The sequence below is a fragment of the Streptomyces sp. NPDC048481 genome, assembly GCF_043200075.1.
Lineage (GTDB): Bacteria > Actinomycetota > Actinomycetes > Streptomycetales > Streptomycetaceae > Streptomyces.
On sequence record NZ_JBICXC010000002.1, the window covers coordinates 282,267 to 298,459 of the forward strand.

A 16,193-nucleotide genomic window follows, 5' to 3' on the forward strand; every position below is an offset into this window, starting at 1 on the left:
GGGGGGTTGGGGCGTTCCAATTGCCCTTGTACTCGTCGCCGCCCCCGCCCCGGCCCCCCCCCCCCCCCCGCCGGCGGGGGGGGCCCGGCCGGGCCCCGCCCGCCCCCCCACTGTCGTCAGGGCCGGGTGTGCGGCCGGTCAGGCGTACGTCTCGATGTCCTTGACCATGGCGAAGCCGAGACCGTACGCGCTCATGCCCCGTCCGTACGCGCCCACGTGCACCCCCTGCGAGGTCGAGCCGGCCAGCACCCAGCCGAACTCGGACTCGCGGTAGTGGAACGGCGTCGGCACGCCGTCGACCGGCAGGGACAGCGTCGACCAGTCCGGGCCGTCGAGGTCGTCGGCGAGGACCCACGCCGTCTCGGTCTGCTGGTCCAGCCAGTCGTCGCGCAGGCTGTGGTCCATCTGGCCGGGCCAGGTGAAGGACAGCAGGCCCACCCCGGCGAGCCAGGCCGCCGACGACACGGACGTCGCCTCCAGCAGACCGGTGCCGTCCGCGCTGCGCCGTACGGGGTTCGCGGCGACGGTCACGACGACCGCGAACTTCCCGCGGTCCTCGCCGGCCGTCTCGTGCCGCACGGAGGGCTCGTCGCCGTGCCCGATGGAACCGTGCTCGACGGCCCCGTCAGCGGCTGTGCCCACCTGCATCAGCCAGCGCGGCCCGGTGAAGGCCTCGTCGAGGCCGTACCAGGGGAAGGGTGCCTCCAGGTAGCCGTCGACCGTGCGCCGCGCGGAGGGGACCTGCTGTCCGTCCTCCGCGGCCGGCGTCTGCGCGACTGCCCGACTCGTCGTCTCCATGTGCCCGGACGCCTCCTCGTTCTCGACGGAGCGACCGGCCCGCCCCCCTTCGGGCGTACTCGTCCGCTCCGCACAACAACCAGGCAGCATAGCCACCCCGCTCCGGGCTGCCGGGAATCCACCCGGCGCGTGGAGCGTGCGCCCCCTCACATCGGGGGACGCCGGACAGCCCAGGTGGCTCAGGTGGCGTCCGCGTCGAAGGGCGGACGGTCGTCCCCGCCCGGCTCCTCGGGACGCTTCGTCATGTCGACGCGCGCGCCGCCCGACGCGCCCGAGGATCCCGAAGCCGCGGGGGTGTCCGTGTCGCGGCTGTGGACGGCGTCCGTGACCTCGGCCATCTCCTTCTTCAGGTCGAAGCCGTTGCGGATCTCCTTCAGCCCCAGCTCGTCGTTGTCCAGCTGCTTGCGGATGAACGTCTTGGGGTTGAGGTCCTCGAACTCGAAGTCCTTGAACTCCGGGCCGAGTTCGCTGCGGATGTCCGCCTTGGCGCTCTCCGAGAACTCGCGGATCTTCCGGACGGTGCGCATCACGTCCTGGATCACCTTGGGGAGCTTGTCCGGACCGAAGACGAGCACGGCCAGGACGATGATCGTCACCAGCTCGAGCGGTCCTATGTCATTGAACACCTGAAGCTCCTTGCGATGTCCGCGGCCCACGGCCCTCGGCCCTCAGCGGTCGAGTTCGGGTCCTCGGCGGCCCGGGCCGGTCCCACGGTACCTGCCGCACCTGTCCGACCGGTACTGCCCCGAGGCCTCCGTGTGGGTGTACCCGGCCGGTTTTCCGCGTTGTTTGCCTGCCGGCGCCGGATTTCACGGTCCGCCCTGTGACGTACGCGGCGGTCCGCGCGACAGGGGCGGAGCCGGCGGGCCCCGCAGCCGTCTCAGTCGCCGCCGGACGACCCGAGGACCAGGGTGAGCGTGCGCTCCCGCCCCGCACGCTCCACCGTCAGCTCCAGGCGGTCGCCGGGGCGGTGGGCGCGGGTCCTGACGATCAGCTCCCCGCCCGTGTGGACGCGTCGGCCGTCGACCCCGGTGATGACGTCGCCGGCCCTGATCCCGGCCCGGTCGCCCGGCCCGCCGGGTGTCACCGGCGCGTTCCCGTCGGCGCCCGTGGCACTGACGCGCGCGCCGTCCCCGGCGTAGTCCATGTCGAGGCTCACCCCGATGACCGGGTGCGTCGCCCGGCCGGTGTTGATCAGCTCCTCGGCCACGCGTTTGCCCTGGTTGATCGGGATGGCGAACCCCAGTCCGATCGACCCGCCCTGGGCGTCGGTCCCGTCGGCGCCGTCGGAGCCGGACCGGATGGCGGAGTTGACGCCGATGACCCAGCCCCGGGCGTCGAGAAGGGGGCCGCCGGAGTTGCCGGGATTGATCGGCGCGTCGGTCTGGAGGGCGTCCACGTACGAGACGTCGCTCGCGTCGCCGCTGCCGCCTCCGGCGACGACGGGCCGCTCCCTGGCGCTGATGATGCCGGAGGTGACGGTGCCCTCCAGGTCGAAGGGCGCGCCGATGGCGACGACGGGATCGCCGACCCGGACGTCGTCGGAGTTGCCGAGGTAGAGCGGCCTGAGGCCCTTCACCCCGGTCACCCGCACCACGGCGAGGTCGTAGCCGCTGTCCCGGCCGACGACCTCCGCCTCGATGGTCTTCCCGCCCTCGAAGACGACGGATATCCCGCCGCCGCCCTTCGCGGACTCGACGACGTGGTTGTTGGTGAGGATGTAGCCGAGGGAGTCGAGGACGAAGCCCGTGCCCGTGCCCGACCGGCCGCCGCCGCTGACGTGCAGGGTGACCACGCCGGGCAGGGCGCGCGCGGCGATCCCGGCCACCCCCTCGGCGGACCGTCCGGGATCCGCGGACGCCTGCGGCAGCCGGATCGGGCGCAGTCCGCCGTTGCGCTCCAGGTAGGCGCCGACGGCTCCGCCCAGCCCGCCGGAGACGAGGGCCACGGCCAGCGCGCCGCCGACCAGCCTCCTGCGCACCTGCCGGCGCCGCTCTCGCTCCCCGCCGGACGCATCGCCTGCGGACCCCGCCCTGCCGGAACCGCCGAACGGCGTCGCCGACCAGGGGTCGTAACGCCGCCAGGGGTCCGCGGGGGCGGGGCCGGCGGCACGCGGAGCGGGAGACCCGGCGACAGCCGGCACCGCCGAGGCCGGCGGAGCGACGGGCGTGGAGGACGAGGAAGGGAGCGCGGGCGAAGTGGAGGGCGCGGGGGCGGCGGGCGAGGAGGGGAGCGCGGGGTCGGGCGCGAGGGTGGGGGAAGGCGCGGGGAGCAGGGGCCCCGGCTGCGTCTCCGGGCCCGCGGGATGCCGGGCCACGTGGGGCGGTACGGCGTGGGCCGGGGCGACGTGGGCCGGTGCGGCGTGGGGCGGGGCGGCGTGGGCCGGGGCGACGTGGGCCGGGGCGGCGTGGGGCGGGGCGGCGTGGGCCTGGGCCACGTGGGGCGGTACGGCGTGGGCCGGGGCGACGTGGGCCGGTGCGGCGACTCGGGGGGCCCGGGACCCGTCCCCGGGCGGCGGTGCGACGGGCAGGGGCGCGACCGCCGGGTGCTGCACCGGGGGTGCGGGCGCCCAGGGGCCGGGCTCCCCGTACGGCGGCGTGCTGTACGGGTCCGGATCGTGCAACGGCCCGTCCCGCCGCTCCCCCACGTCTGCACCCGCGGTTTCGTCTGCACCTGCGCCCGCGTCTTCGCCCGCGCCTTCGCCTCCGCCCTCGCCTGCGACCGCGTTCAAGGGGTCGCGCGGATCCTGGGAATCGCGGGGATCGCGGGCCGGGGAGGTGGGGGTTCGCTCCGGGGACGGGTCGGCGTCCGGCTCGGGGGCGGTCGCCGGACGGCGCAGTTCGTAGTCACCGTCGCTCCCGCTCTCCCCGCCCTCCCCGGTTCGCCCGCTCCCGCCGCCGTCGCCGGAGGCGGGCGGAGTGGGGGTGGACGCGGGGGCTGCGGAGGGTGACGCAGTCGTCGGCTCCGGTTCCGGCGCGGCGCCGGCCGGGGCTTCAGGCACGCCGGTGTCGCGCGGGGCGCTGTTCGGGCGGGGGAGTTCGAAGTCGCCGTCGGTCCGGCCGTGCTCCGGGCCGAAGAGCTCGCTCAGGGTGCTGTCGGCCCGATCCCGATCCCGATCCCGGTCCCGACCCGGGTCCTGACCCTGGTCCTCGGGGCTGCGCCGTGCCGGTGACGGCTGCTGCCGGGGCAGGCTCCACCACTTCGCCCTCGTGGGCTTCCCCTCGTCCACGCTCTCTCCCCCAGTCGAGCCGACCGCGGCGCGAACCGGTGGCACTCCCCCGGCCCTGCCCGGCGTGATTCGCCGTCGCGCCCGGCAGCCTGGCAGGACGCGGTCCACCGCGATTCAACCAGGTTCGCCGGGCGCGGCGCAGGGCACGGTCAGCGGGTGTGCCGCCCCTGAGGGAGGGCAGAAGAGGGGCTGGGAGCGGACGTGGTGAGAGGGACGGGAGCGGCGAGCAGACCGGGACCGGCGAACTTGGGGCCGCTGCCGCTCCAGGCGCTCAGCGACACCGGCGAGTTCGTGCCGAGGGGACGTATCAGCGGGGACATCACCGCGGCCCCGGCGACCATGGGCGTGGTCAACCGGTGCAGGGCCTGTTCGACCGGGCCGCCGGGCTGGACGGGCATCCCCGGCAGCAGCGGCGCTGACACCTCGGTCGGTGCGGTCGGGGTGCCGCCGAGTTGTCCGCCCTGGGAGAGCAGGGGACCCGCGGCCCGGCGGCGTTGGTTCTCCGCGGTCACGGAGCCCGTGCCCTGGGTGCGTGCCGGGAGCACATTGCTGCCCGAGCCGGAACCGGCCCGGCCGTCCGCGGTCGTGTCGACGGGGGCGACGCCGGTCATGCCGCCCAGCGCGATCGCGGCCAGCGACACCGCGCCGGCGGCGACGAACGCGAAGCGCATGCCCCGCGACCGCTCGGTGTCGTGCCGGTCGCCTGCGCGGCCGACGGGGTGGATGCGGAAGCCGCGGTCCGAGGCGGGCGAGAGGACGGAGCCGTGGTCCCGGGCCGGCACATAGCCGAACTCGAACGGCTCGTCCCGTCTCGTGCCCCTCGTTCCGAAGACCGAGTCGGCGAAGCCTGCCCCGCCCAGCGGCGTGCCACGGCCGTCGGAGTCACCTCCGGCGGGGAGGCCCTGAAGGCGGGCGAGGAAGCTTTCGGAGGGGGTCGGCGGGGAGACCTCGGCGAAGACGTTCTTCAGCCGGCGCTGCGCGTCGACCTCTGTTTTGCACTTCGCGCAGGTCGCCACGTGGGCGAGCACGCGCTCGCGGGTGTCGTGACCGAGCTCGCCGTCCACCAGGGCCGAGAGCCGGTCGCCGAGGTGCTGCTCCGCGAGGAGCCGCTCGGCTGCGTCGTGTCGGGATCCACTCACGCGGTCGCGCCCCCTCCTCCCAGTGCGGGCACCCGGGGCACGAAGGAGCGACGTCCGGCGCGGGCCTCGGGCGCACGGTGTGCGAGGGCCTTGCGCAGCTGGGAACGGCCGCGGTGGATGCGCGAGCGGACCGTGCCGAGCTTGACGCCGAGGGTCGCGGCGATCTCCTCGTAGGAGAGCCCCTCGATGTCGCACAGCACGACCGCGGCGCGGAACTCGGGCGCGAGGGTGTCCAGGGCCTGCTGGACGTCCGCGTCGAAGTGGGCGTCGTTGAAGACCTGCTGCGGGGTGGGCTCCTTGCTGGGCAGCCGCTCGGCCGCGTCGTCGCCGAGCGCGTCGAAGCGGATGCGCTGCTTGCGGCGGACCATGTCCAGGAAGAGGTTGGTCGTGATGCGGTGCAGCCAGCCCTCGAAGGTGCCCGGCGTGTACGTCGACAGGGAGCGGAAGACGCGGACGAAGACCTCCTGGGTGAGGTCCTCGGCGTCGTGCTGGTTGCCGGTCAGCCGGTAGGCGAGCCGGTAGACCCGGCCGCTGTGCATGCTGACGATCTCCTCCCACGTGGGCGGAGTCCACGCCTGCCCGTCCGCGTCAGTGGTGAAGGTCGCGGTCTGGGCTGGGCCGACGGCGATGCCGGCGGAGTGGCTGGGGTCAGCAGCGGTGTCGTTCACGGATTTCGGCCTGACTGCCGATCCGAGAAAGCGCCGCAGCACTCCTCCCCGATCCACAGGCGCGGCCGCACCTCCCCTGTCGGCATTGGTGGTGTCCAGTGGAGCCCCTACCATAGCCACCTCGCCCGTTAGCTCCGGATAAGCGGTTTTACGAGAAATTGATGTGGGCTGACACGGCTCATGCGGCTGCGTCAGCACTTGCTCGGCGCCCTGTCCCACGTCGTGATCCAACCGTGTCCCCCCGTAGTCGTTCCCACCCCTTCAAACGCCCGGTCCCATCTGCGGGTTCCCGGCGCCAACGGATACAGTCACGCCCAGGCAACCACGGGGACAGGAGAGGGTCATTACCGGCAACCGGCAGGCAAGCTGGGCGTTCGCCGACGCCTATGCCGCCGAGGACGAAGCGCTGCGCTGGGCCCGCGACCGGGCCCGTGAGGCAGGGCTGCGCTCGGTGTCGCCCAGCACGGGCGCCGCGCTGCGGATGCTCGCCGCCACCGTGGACGCGAAGGCGGTCGCCGAGATCGGCACCGGCACCGGCGTCTCCGGGATCCACCTGCTGCACGGAATGCGCCCGGACGGCGTCCTGACGACCGTGGACCCGGAGCCGGAGCACCAGCAGTTCGCCCGGCAGGCGTTCCGCGCCTGCGGGTTCGCCAGCAACCGGGCCCGCTTCATCCCCGGCCGCGCGCTGGACGTGCTGCCCCGTCTCGCGGACTCCGGCTACGACCTGGTCTTCTGCGACGGCGACCGGCTGGAGCTGCTGGAGTACCTCGCTGAATCGTTGCGCCTGCTGCGTCCGGGCGGGCTGGTCGTCTTCGAGGGCGTCTTCGCCAACGGCCGCACGGTGGACTCGGGGCCGCAGCCCACGGAGGTCATACGCATCCGGGAGCTGCTGCGGGCGGTGCGCGAGAGCCAGGAGCTGGTGACGTCGCTGCTGCCGGTGGGCGACGGGCTCCTGTGCGCGGTCAAGCGCTGAGGCGCTGAGAGGTCGGGCGCCGGCGTTGGTCCTTTCGGGCCGCACGGCCGCCGTGGACCCGCAGAACCGCCGGAAAAGACAACCGCCCCGGCGCCCAGAGGGACGCCGGAGCGATCGACGGTGCAGGGTCGCTTCGCGTCAGCCGACGACCTTCTTCAGGGCGTCGCCGAGCGCGTCGGCCTCGTCAGGGGTCAGCTCGACGACGAGCCGCCCGCCGCCTTCGAGCGGAACGCGCATGACGATGCCCCGCCCCTCCTTGGTCACCTCGAGCGGGCCATCACCCGTTCGCGGCTTCATGGCCGCCATGCTCGTTCCCCTTCCTGAAACCAGCTCATCGCCAAAGCCGACGGCCCGTGGAGGGCAGCCGCGGTCCAGCGTGGGACCCGCGGCACCGGCATCGAACACATTGCTTCCAGGCCATTATCCCGCATCTCAGGACCCGATGACCAACATCGGTCGGCATCGCTTGGGCAACGCGCGCGAGCAAAACCACTCAATTCGGCGATGTGGCTGCGATACTGCGCCGCCGCACACGCTTCCGGGCGCCGGAATCCGTCCTGAATTCTTTGACGCAGGTCACACGTCGGGTCCGGTCCCCGGGTGGTGATCTCCGCCATGCTGTCCCGTACAGGGGACGTACCGGCCAGTAGGGCGTCCCGGACGCGACACGGAGGGGAAACGCCATGGTCGACACCGTGCTCTACGAGGTGAGTGACGGGCTCGCGACGATCACGCTGAACCGCCCCGAGGCGATGAACGCGCTGGACGTCGCGACCAAGGTCGCCCTCCGGGACGCGGTGCGGGCCGCCGCGGCCGACGACGCCGTACGGGCCGTGCTGCTGACCGCCGCCGGTGAGCGCGCGTTCTGCGTGGGGCAGGACCTGAAGGAGCACATCGGGCTGCTGGCCGAGGGGTCGAAGCAGGTCATGAGCACGGTCTCGGAGCACTACAACCCGATCGTGCGGGCGCTGACGGAGGCGCCGAAGCCGGTGGTCGCCGCGGTGAACGGGGTGGCCGCGGGCGCCGGCTTCGGCTTCGCGCTGGCCGCGGACTACCGCGTCGTGTCCGAGACGGCGTCCTTCAACACCTCGTTCGCGGGGGTCGCGCTCACCGCCGACTCGGGCGTCTCGTGGACGCTGCCCCGGGTGATCGGTCCTGGCCGCGCCACCGACCTGCTGCTTTTCCCGCGCAGCATCAAGGCGCAGGAGGCGTACGAGCTGGGCATCGCCAACCGGGTCGTGCCGGCGGACGCGCTGCGCGCAGAGGCGGAGAAGGTGGCCCGGGCGCTCGCCGCGGGGCCGACGGTGGCGTACGCGGCGATCAAGGAGGCCGTGGCGTACGGATCGGCGCACAGCCTCTCCGAGACGCTGGACAAGGAGGACGAGCTTCAGACGCGGGCGGGAGCCTCCGAGGACCACGCGATCGCGGTGCGGGCGTTCGTCCAGAAGGAGACCCCGAGGTATCTGGGCCGCTGAGCCCGGCCGCCACCGCGGCCGCCGCGCGCAGTCCGGACTGCGCGCGGCACGGCGCGTGTGTGGGTGTGCGCACGGCGGGCGGGGTGAGGGGAGCGGAGGGGCGGTGGCTCGGCCGTCCGCCCTCTCAGGGGTTCAGAGGGGTTCGGAGGGCGTTCCGGCGGGCGCATGCCGCCAGGTGGTCGTTGACCAGGCCGCATGCCTGCATCAGCGCGTACGCCGTCGTCGGTCCGACGAAGCGCAGGCCCCGCTTCTTGAGCGCCTTGGACAGGGCCGTCGACTCGTCCGTGACGGCGGGGACGTCGGCCAGGGTCTTCGGCGCGGGCCGGCCTGCCCGGTCGGGGGCGTGGGACCAGATGAGCTCGTCCAGGTCGCCCGGCGCCCACTCGGCGAGCACGCGCGCGTTGGCGAGCGTGGCGTCGACCTTCGCCCGGTTGCGGATGATGCCGGGGTCGGCCAGGAGGCGGGCGCGGTCCTCGTCGGTGAAACGGGCGACCGAGGCGATCTCGAAGCCGGCGAACGCGGCGCGGAAGCCTTCGCGGCGGCGCAGGATCGTGATCCATGACAGGCCCGACTGGAAGGCCTCCAGGCTGAGGCGTTCGAAGAGGGCGTCGTCGCCGTGGACCGGGCGGCCCCACTCCTCGTCGTGGTAGGTCACGTAGTCCGGGGTGGACAGGGCCCAGGGGCAGCGCAGCGCGCCGTCCGCCCCGGCGAGGGCGGCGCCGTCGCTCACTGCTGGTCCTCGGGGGTCTGCTTCTCCATGGAGACGTGGGGCTCGGCGGCCGGGGTCTGCGCGCCGGCCAGGGCCGACTCCAGGTCGGCGATGCGCGCGTCGCGCTCGGCGAGTTCCGCGGCGAGCCGGTTCAGGGCGTCGTCGACGTCGGCCATGCGGTACCCGCGGACGCTCAGCGGGAAGCGCAGGAGGTCGACGTCGGAGCGGTCGAGCGGGCGGTCCGGGGGCAGCGGGTCGTGCAGTCGCTCGGGGACGGCCTCCGGCAGCGGGCCGGCGCCCTCGCCGCCGCCCACCACGGCGAGTGTCACCGCGGCGACCACGACGGCGAGCGCGACGACCAGGAACAGGAACATAACCATCGGTGGGTCTCCACACTCGGTGTGCTCGGAGCGGATGTGTGCGGGTCCGATCGTGCCATGCGGGTACGGCGGTTAGGGTCGCAGGCGGCGGATGTGCAGGACGTACGAGGAGAGGTCACAGGGGATGCTCAGGCTGGGCAGGCGTGAATTCGGCGCGCACGAGCCGGTGATCATGGCGATCGTGAACCGGACCCCGGACTCCTTCTACGACCAGGGCGCGACCTTCCGGGACGAGCCGGCCCTCGCGCGCGTGGAGCAGGCGGTGGCGGAGGGCGCGGCGGTCGTCGACGTCGGCGGGGTGAAGGCCGGTCCGGGCGAAGAGGTGACGGCGGACGAGGAGGCGCGGCGCACCGTCGGCTTCGTGGCGGAGGTGCGGCGGCGGTTCCCGGACGTGGTCATCAGCGTGGACACCTGGCGGGCCGAGGTCGGCGAGGCGGTCTGCGAGGCGGGCGCCGACCTGCTGAACGACGCGTGGGGCGGGGTGGATCCACGGCTCGCGGAGGTCGCGGCGCGCCACGGGGCCGGTCTGGTGTGCACGCACGCGGGCGGCGCGCAGCCGCGGACACGGCCGCACCGGGCGGCGTACGACGACGTCATGGCCGACATCCTGCGGGTGACCGTGGGGCTGGCGGAGCGGGCCGCGGGGCTGGGGGTGCCGCGGGAGTCGATCCTGATCGATCCGGGGCACGACTTCGGCAAGAACACCCGGCACAGCCTGGAGGCGACGCGGCGGCTCGGGGAGATGGTGGAGACGGGGTGGCCGGTGCTGGTGTCCCTGTCCAACAAGGACTTCGTCGGCGAGACGCTGGACCGGCCGGTGAAGGAGCGCCTGACCGGCACGCTGGCCACGACCGCGGTGTCCGCGTGGCTCGGGGCGCAGGTGTACCGGGTGCACGAGGTGGCGGAGACGCGGCAGGTGCTCGACATGGTCGCGTCGATCGCGGGCCACCGGCCCCCGGCGGTCGCCCGCCGGGGGCTCGCGTAGGCCGTACGGCAGGCCCGTACGCGCCGTACGCGCCGCGTCTAGCGGGCCGCTTCCTTGGAGACCAGGGCCACCGCCTCGTCCACGTCGTCGGTGACGTGGAAGAGGAGGAGGTCCTTCTCCGCCGCCTTGCCCTGGGCGATCAGGGTGTTCTTGAGCCAGTCGATCAGGCCGCCCCAGTACTCCGTGCCGAACAGGACGATGGGGAAGCGGGTGACCTTCTGGGTCTGGACGAGGGTGAGGGCCTCGAACAGCTCGTCCAGGGTGCCGAGTCCGCCGGGCAGGACGACGAAGCCCTGCGCGTACTTCACGAACATCATCTTGCGGACGAAGAAGTAGCGGAAGTTGAGGCCGATGTCGACGTAGGGGTTGAGCCCCTGCTCGAAGGGCAGCTCGATGCCCAGGCCGACGGACGTGCCGCCCGCCTCGCTCGCGCCCTTGTTGGCCGCCTCCATGGCGCCCGGTCCGCCGCCGGTGATGACGGCCCAGCCCGCGTCCACGAGGGCGCCGCCCAGGCGTACGCCCGCCTCGTACTCCGGGGAGCCGACGGGTGTGCGGGCGGAGCCGAACACGCTGATCGCCGGGGGGAGTTCGGCGAGTGTGCCGAACCCCTCGATGAACTCCGACTGGATCCGCAGCACTCGCCAGGGGTCGGTGTGCACCCAGTCCGAGGGAGCCCGCTCGTCCAGCAGCCGCTGGTCGGTCGTGCTGGCCTGCACCTGGTCGCGCCGTCGCAGGACGGGCCCCAGGCGCTGCTCGTCCGGTGGCTGCTTCTTTCCCTCGGGGTTCCCTGTAGGCATGGTGAACTCCCTCCGCTTCGTTCGATCCACCTCAGCGTAGATCCACGCGGGTTACCGGCGGGGGACGTCGGCGTGTCCGCCGTGCACCGCCGCCGGCCCGGCCCGCCCGGTCGGGCTCAGGCGGTGAGCCAGGCCCGCAGCCGCTCCTCGCCGGCCAGGATCTTGGCCGTCTCCACGCGTTCGTCCCGCTTGTGCGCCAAGTGCGGGTTGCCGGGGCCGTAGTTGACCGCGGGCACGCCCAGCGCGGAGAAGCGGCTGACGTCCGTCCAGCCGTACTTGGGCAGCGGCGTGCCGCCGACCGCCTCGATGAAGGCGGCCGCCGCCGGGTGGGAGAGGCCGGGCAGGGCGGCGGGGCTGTGGTCGTCGACGACGAACTCCGCCACCGGGCAGCCGGCGAAGACCTCGCGGACGTGGGCGACGGCCTCCTCCTCGCTGCGGTCCGGCGCGTAGCGGAAGTTGACGGTGACGACGCACTCGTCGGGGATGACGTTGCCGGCCACTCCGCCGGTGACACCGACCGCGTTGAGGCCCTCGCGGTACTCCAGGCCGTCGATGACCGGGTGGCGGGGCTCGTAGGCGGCCAGACGGGCCAGGATCGGGGCGGCCGCGTGGATCGCGTTGGAGCCCATCCAGCCGCGTGCGGAGTGGGCCCGCTCGCCCCTGGTCTTCAGCAGGACCCGTAGGGTGCCCTGGCAGCCGCCCTCGACCTGGCCGTCGGAGGGTTCGAGGAGCACCGCGAAGTCGCCGGCCAGCCACTCGGGGCGGGCCTCGGCGACGTGCTTGAGGCCGTTGAGGTCGGCGGCGACCTCCTCGTTGTCGTAGAAGACGAAGGTCAGGTCGCGGTTGGGCGCCGGGACGGTCGCCGCGACGCGCAGCTGGACCGCCACCCCCGACTTCATGTCACAGGTGCCGCAGCCCCACAGCACCCCGTCCTCGTCCAGCCGCGACGGGACGTTGCCGGCGATCGGCACGGTGTCGATGTGGCCGGCCAGGACGACGCGTTCGGCGCGGCCGAGCTGCGTGCGGGCGACGACGTTGTTGCCGAGGCGGTCCACCGTCAGGTGGGGCAGCGCGCGCAGGGCGGTCTCGATCGCGTCCGCGAGCGGCTTCTCGTCGCCGCTCTCCGAGCGGAAGTCGACGAGCCGCGCGGTGAGCGCGGCGGCGTCCAGGGTGAGGTCAAGCGGGGTGTCGGCCATGGCGTCGACCCTAACGCGCCGGTCGGGCGCCCCCTCTTCACCACCCGTGCGCACACCCCTCCTGCTCCTCCGTACTCTCCAGTACCTTGTAGGCGTGCCGCAGCCGTCGCCTTCCCCCAAACGCCGCGGCCGCCTCGTCCGTTTCGGGGCGGCCTGCGTGGTCCTGTCCGCCGTCGCGGGTTATGCCGTGGTCCAGTACGTCTCCGGCGGGACGGGAGATCCCGGCTGCCGGGTCGTCTCCGGCGGCGCCGACGGGGCGACGTACGAGTTCACGCCGGAGCAGGCGGTGAACGCGGCCACGATCGCCGCCGTCGGCACCGACCGGGCCATGCCGGAGCGGGCCGTGGCGATCGCCCTCGCGACGGCCATCCAGGAGTCGGGGCTGCGCAACCTCGCGCACGGCGACCGGGACTCGCTCGGCCTGTTCCAGCAGCGGCCCTCGCAGGGCTGGGGCACCGCGCGGCAGGTCACGGACCCGGCGTACGCGGCGGACATCTTCTACGAGCACCTCGCCAAGGTCGACGACTACACCGAGCTGCCGCTGACGGTGGCCGCGCAGCGCGTGCAGCGCAGCGGCTACCCGGAGGCCTACGCCAAGCACGAGCGGGACGCGGTGCTGCTGGCCGCCGCGCTGACCGGGACGTCGGCGGCGACGCTGACCTGCGACGGCCGTTCGCGGGCCACGGCGAGCACCGGCCCGGCGGCGGTGCGGGCGGCGCTGACCCGCGACTTCGGGCGGGGCGGGGCGCGCGAGGGCGCGGGGACCGGCTCGAAGACCGGCTCGAAGACCTCCGGCGGCGCGGGGAAGGCCTCGCAGGCCGCCGCCGGGCCGCCCGTCGCCCGGAGCTCCGGGCGGACGCTGACGCTGCCCGTGTCCGAGGACGCCGCCACCGGCGGGCGCGGTGCCGGCGAGCGCGGCTGGCAGCTGGCGCACTGGGCGGTGGCCAACGCCTCGGCGCTGCGCATCGAGCGCGTCGTGTACGCGGGCCGCGAGTGGGTGTCCGGCCACAGCGACAGCCGGTGGCGGTCGACCGGTTCCACCAGCGCGGAGGCCGCCGGGGGCGCGGCGGCGGGCGGCGGCGCGGACGGCGTGCGGATCGTCACCGAGCAGTAGTACGGGTCTTCACCCGTCCGGGTCGTGTGAGGGGCGGCGTCCCGGCCGGGTGTTCAGGTTTTCGCGCCGTCACCCTCGCGGGCCGGTGATCCCTTGAGGACAAAGGGCCGCACCGGTTTGCCGGACTTTCAGATCGGGCGGTTTTTGCCCGTTTTCCACCCCAGCCGATAATGCGACGCATTGCCAACTCTTTACGTCGGCCGTGCGCAACCTTCGGGGGCTTCGAGCGGTAGTCACTGCGTCCGGGCCCGGACAGACAGACAGTCACAGCAGTCACAGACAGTCCTTGTTCTCTCCGTCGAAGGAGCATCATGTCCCTCCCCCTGACCCGTCGGATCGCCCGTGCCGCGCTGCTCGTCGCTGCGGGAGCGGCCGCCGGGGTCGGTGCGGCCGGCTCCGCCGGCGCCGCCCCGAGCCTGCCCGCCGCCCCGAACCTCGGCGGGCTGACCGCCCTGGACGGGGCGAACGTCTCCCACACGGTCGACGGCGCGGCGCACCAGGTCACCGGGCTCGCGGGTGAGACCGGCGGCAAGACGGTCGAGCAGGCGCTGCCGGCCGCGGCCACGACCGGCGGCAAGGCCGTGAAGCAGGCGGCTCCGGTGGCGCAGAAGACGGCCGGCGAGGCGGCGGGGTCCGCCGGGGGCCTCCTCGGGGACACCGCGTCGACCGCCACGAAGGGCGGACTGCCGACCGACTCCCTCACCAAGGGCGGACTGCCCGGCGCGCAGACCCTGCCGGTGAAGAGCCTGCCGCTCGGCTAAGGCCTGCCGCTCGGAGCGCGTCGGCATGCGGCCGGAGCCCGCGGAAGGGGGCTCCGGCCGATCGGCGCGCCGCGGCGGCCGGTCAGTCGAGGCCCTCGACGATGCGGAAGTCACGCTCGACGCCGTCGGCGAGGGCGGCCAGCGCCTCCTGGTAGGCCGCGCTCTCCCGGGCCGCTACGGCCTGCTCGAAGCTGTCGAACTCGACCAGGACCGTGCGCTCGGCGATCCCGGCGTCGTACGCCGCGACCCGGCCGCCGCGGACGAAGGTCCGGCCGCCCCAGGGCTGAATGGCCTGGCGGGCCAGCTCGCCGTAGGCGGCCAGCTTCTCGGGGTCGGAAACGGTGCGGTAGACGCTGACCCAGTAGGCCTTGGGCATACAACCTCCAGAATGGGGACGGGCGCCGCGGCGGTGCGGGCGCCGTCGTCGGTACCGGCTACAGGCGTCCCACCGCGGCGCGCACCCGCTCGTCCGTCGCCGTGAGGGCCACGCGCACGAAGCGCTCGCCCGCCTCGCCGTAGAAGTCGCCGGGGGCCACCAGGATGCCCCGGCCGGCCAGGTCGGCGACCGTGGTCCAGCAGGACTCGTCCCGCGTCGCCCACAGGTACAGGCTGGCCTCGCTGTGCTCGATGCGGAAGCCGTGGGAGAGCAGCGCCTCGCGCAGGAGGGTACGGCGGGCCGCGTAGCGTTCGCGCTGCTCACGGACATGGGCGTCGTCGCCGAGGGCGGCCACGACCGCCGCCTGGGTGGGCGCCGACGTCATCATCCCGCCGTGCTTGCGGATCTCCAGCAGGGGGCCGAGGACGGCCGGGTCGCCCGCCAGGAAGGCCGCGCGGTACCCCGCCAGGTTGGAGCGCTTGGAGAGCGAGTGGACCGCGACGACGCCGTCGTAGGAGCCGCCGTTGACGTCCGGGTGCAGGACGGACACCGGGTCGGCCTCCCAGCCCAGCTCCAGGTAGCACTCGTCGGAGACGACCAGCACCCCGTGCCGCCTCGCCCAGGCGACGATCCGGGTCAGTTCCGCCTTGGACAGGACCCGGCCGGTGGGGTTGGACGGCGAGTTCAGCCAGAGCAGCCTGAGGCCGGCCGGGTCCAGGGTCGTGGGGTCGTCGTAGACCTCGTACTGCGCGCGGGCCAGCCGGGCGCCCACCTCGTACGTCGGGTAGGCCAGCCGCGGGAAGGCCACCCGGTCGCCGGGGCCGAGACCGAGCTGGGTCGGCAGCCAGGCCACCAGCTCCTTGGAGCCGACGATCGGCAGGACGTGGCGGTGGGTGACCTCCCGGGCGCCCAGCCGGCGCTCCAGCCAGCCGGTGATCGCGTCCCGCAGGGCCGGGGTGCCCCACACCGTCGGGTAGCCGGGCGAGTCCGCGGCGTCGGTCAGCGCCTTCTGGATCAGATCGGGAACCGGGTCGACCGGGGTGCCGACCGACAGGTCGACGATGCCGTCCGGGTGCGCGGCGGCCGTCTTCTTGTACGGCTCCAGCTTGTCCCAGGGAAACGTGGGAAGGCGGTCGGAGACTGCGGAGGACACGGTGACTGGCTCACTTTCGTACGACGGCAAACGCCTCGGCCCCGTACGGCGATCGGGCGGGATCAGGCCGTACGGGACCGAGGCGGCACGGAGTGCGGGCCGCTGCTGCGGATTACTCGGCCGCCTGCGGCGGCAGCGCGGCGACGAAGGGGTGGTCGCGCTCGATCAGACCCAGCTTGCTGGCGCCGCCGGGCGAGCCGAGGTCGTCGAAGAACTCGACGTTCGCCTTGTAGTAGTCCTTCCACTCCTCCGGAGTGTCGTCCTCGTAGAAGATCGCCTCGACCGGGCAGACCGGCTCACAGGCGCCGCAGTCGACGCATTCGTCCGGGTGGATGTACAAGGACCGCTGGCCCTCGTAGATACAGTCGACCGGGCACTCTTCGATGCAGGCCTTGTCCTTCACGTCGACACAAGGCTGCGCGATGACGTAGGTCACG

General features: G+C 73.7%; 18 protein-coding genes. 5 read left to right on the plus strand and 13 right to left on the minus strand.

What is annotated here, in order from left to right:
* Positions 1–138: 138 nt before the first annotated feature.
* From ACGFSH_RS07540 to sigE, 5 genes are all read right to left on the minus strand, one after another.
* Positions 139–798: a hypothetical protein gene (locus ACGFSH_RS07540; RefSeq protein WP_329413336.1), complete on the minus strand. Its 660-nt coding sequence runs from the start codon at positions 796–798 to the stop codon at positions 139–141.
* Between the two features lie 179 nt (positions 799–977).
* Positions 978–1,424, minus strand: a complete 447-nt coding sequence (locus ACGFSH_RS07545; protein ID WP_393345921.1) for a sec-independent translocase — start codon at positions 1,422–1,424, stop codon at positions 978–980.
* A 254-nt stretch (positions 1,425–1,678) separates the two neighbouring features.
* Entirely contained in the window at positions 1,679–3,445 is a 1,767-nt protein-coding gene (locus tag ACGFSH_RS07550; RefSeq protein ID WP_393345923.1) for a S1C family serine protease, read from the minus strand.
* A gap of 731 nt (positions 3,446–4,176) precedes the next feature.
* Positions 4,177–5,166 carry an anti-sigma factor family protein gene (locus ACGFSH_RS07555; protein ID WP_393345925.1) on the minus strand — a complete coding sequence of 330 codons (990 nt, stop codon included), beginning with the start codon at positions 5,164–5,166 and terminating at the stop codon, positions 4,177–4,179.
* The gene (gene sigE, locus ACGFSH_RS07560) at positions 5,163–5,948 is read right to left on the minus strand and encodes an RNA polymerase sigma factor SigE (RefSeq protein WP_393345927.1); all 786 of its coding nucleotides are present in this window, start codon (positions 5,946–5,948) and stop codon (positions 5,163–5,165) included. The genes ACGFSH_RS07555 and sigE overlap by 4 nt, the downstream gene beginning before the upstream one ends.
* 163 nt (positions 5,949–6,111) lie before the next feature.
* Here sigE and ACGFSH_RS07565 point away from each other — a divergent pair, with 163 nt between their 5' ends.
* Positions 6,112–6,810: an O-methyltransferase gene (locus ACGFSH_RS07565; protein ID WP_329417334.1), complete on the plus strand. Its 699-nt coding sequence runs from the start codon at positions 6,112–6,114 to the stop codon at positions 6,808–6,810.
* Positions 6,811–6,948: 138 nt separating this feature from the next.
* On the opposite strand, the gene ACGFSH_RS07570 is transcribed toward ACGFSH_RS07565, so the two are convergent.
* On the minus strand, positions 6,949–7,116 hold the full coding sequence (locus tag ACGFSH_RS07570) for a DUF3117 domain-containing protein (RefSeq protein ID WP_003966491.1): 168 nt from the start codon (positions 7,114–7,116) through the stop codon (positions 6,949–6,951).
* A gap of 377 nt (positions 7,117–7,493) precedes the next feature.
* On the opposite strand from ACGFSH_RS07570, the gene ACGFSH_RS07575 reads away from it, so the two are divergent.
* Entirely contained in the window at positions 7,494–8,285 is a 792-nt protein-coding gene (locus tag ACGFSH_RS07575; RefSeq protein ID WP_393345929.1) for an enoyl-CoA hydratase/isomerase family protein, read from the plus strand.
* A 124-nt stretch (positions 8,286–8,409) separates the two neighbouring features.
* On the opposite strand, the gene ACGFSH_RS07580 is transcribed toward ACGFSH_RS07575, so the two are convergent.
* The gene (locus ACGFSH_RS07580; protein ID WP_393345931.1) at positions 8,410–9,015 is read right to left on the minus strand and encodes a DNA-3-methyladenine glycosylase I; all 606 of its coding nucleotides are present in this window, start codon (positions 9,013–9,015) and stop codon (positions 8,410–8,412) included.
* Positions 9,012–9,374, minus strand: coding sequence for a DivIVA domain-containing protein (locus ACGFSH_RS07585; protein WP_393345932.1), 363 nt, complete (start codon positions 9,372–9,374; stop codon positions 9,012–9,014). The genes ACGFSH_RS07580 and ACGFSH_RS07585 overlap by 4 nt, the downstream gene beginning before the upstream one ends.
* A 124-nt stretch (positions 9,375–9,498) precedes the next feature.
* On the opposite strand from ACGFSH_RS07585, the gene folP reads away from it, so the two are divergent.
* Positions 9,499–10,359 (plus strand): dihydropteroate synthase, encoded by an 861-nt coding sequence (gene folP / locus ACGFSH_RS07590; RefSeq protein WP_393345934.1) that lies wholly within the window; start codon positions 9,499–9,501, stop codon positions 10,357–10,359.
* Positions 10,360–10,397: 38 nt separating this feature from the next.
* Here folP and ACGFSH_RS07595 read toward each other — a convergent pair whose 3' ends face one another.
* Together ACGFSH_RS07595 and dapE are read right to left on the minus strand one after the other, a co-directional pair.
* Entirely contained in the window at positions 10,398–11,156 is a 759-nt protein-coding gene (locus ACGFSH_RS07595; protein WP_393345936.1) for a TIGR00730 family Rossman fold protein, read from the minus strand.
* Between the two features lie 116 nt (positions 11,157–11,272).
* Positions 11,273–12,352, minus strand: coding sequence for a succinyl-diaminopimelate desuccinylase (dapE, locus tag ACGFSH_RS07600; protein WP_393345938.1), 1,080 nt, complete (start codon positions 12,350–12,352; stop codon positions 11,273–11,275).
* 157 nt (positions 12,353–12,509) lie between these two features.
* On the opposite strand from dapE, the gene ACGFSH_RS07605 reads away from it, so the two are divergent.
* Entirely contained in the window at positions 12,510–13,466 is a 957-nt protein-coding gene (locus ACGFSH_RS07605; RefSeq protein WP_393346939.1) for a heavy metal transporter, read from the plus strand.
* Positions 13,467–13,777: 311 nt separating this feature from the next.
* Positions 13,778–14,227: an ATP-binding protein gene (locus ACGFSH_RS07610; protein WP_393345940.1), complete on the plus strand. Its 450-nt coding sequence runs from the start codon at positions 13,778–13,780 to the stop codon at positions 14,225–14,227.
* An 82-nt stretch (positions 14,228–14,309) separates the two neighbouring features.
* Here ACGFSH_RS07610 and ACGFSH_RS07615 read toward each other — a convergent pair whose 3' ends face one another.
* The 3 genes from ACGFSH_RS07615 to fdxA all read right to left on the minus strand — a co-directional run bounded on the left by ACGFSH_RS07615 (position 14,310) and on the right by fdxA (position 16,192).
* Positions 14,310–14,603: a DUF1330 domain-containing protein gene (locus ACGFSH_RS07615; RefSeq protein ID WP_393345942.1), complete on the minus strand. Its 294-nt coding sequence runs from the start codon at positions 14,601–14,603 to the stop codon at positions 14,310–14,312.
* A 58-nt stretch (positions 14,604–14,661) separates the two neighbouring features.
* Entirely contained in the window at positions 14,662–15,756 is a 1,095-nt protein-coding gene (locus ACGFSH_RS07620) for a bifunctional succinyldiaminopimelate transaminase/glutamate-prephenate aminotransferase (RefSeq protein ID WP_393345944.1), read from the minus strand.
* Between the two features lie 112 nt (positions 15,757–15,868).
* Positions 15,869–16,192 (minus strand): ferredoxin, encoded by a 324-nt coding sequence (fdxA, locus tag ACGFSH_RS07625; protein ID WP_069768200.1) that lies wholly within the window; start codon positions 16,190–16,192, stop codon positions 15,869–15,871.
* Position 16,193 lies beyond the last annotated feature (1 nt).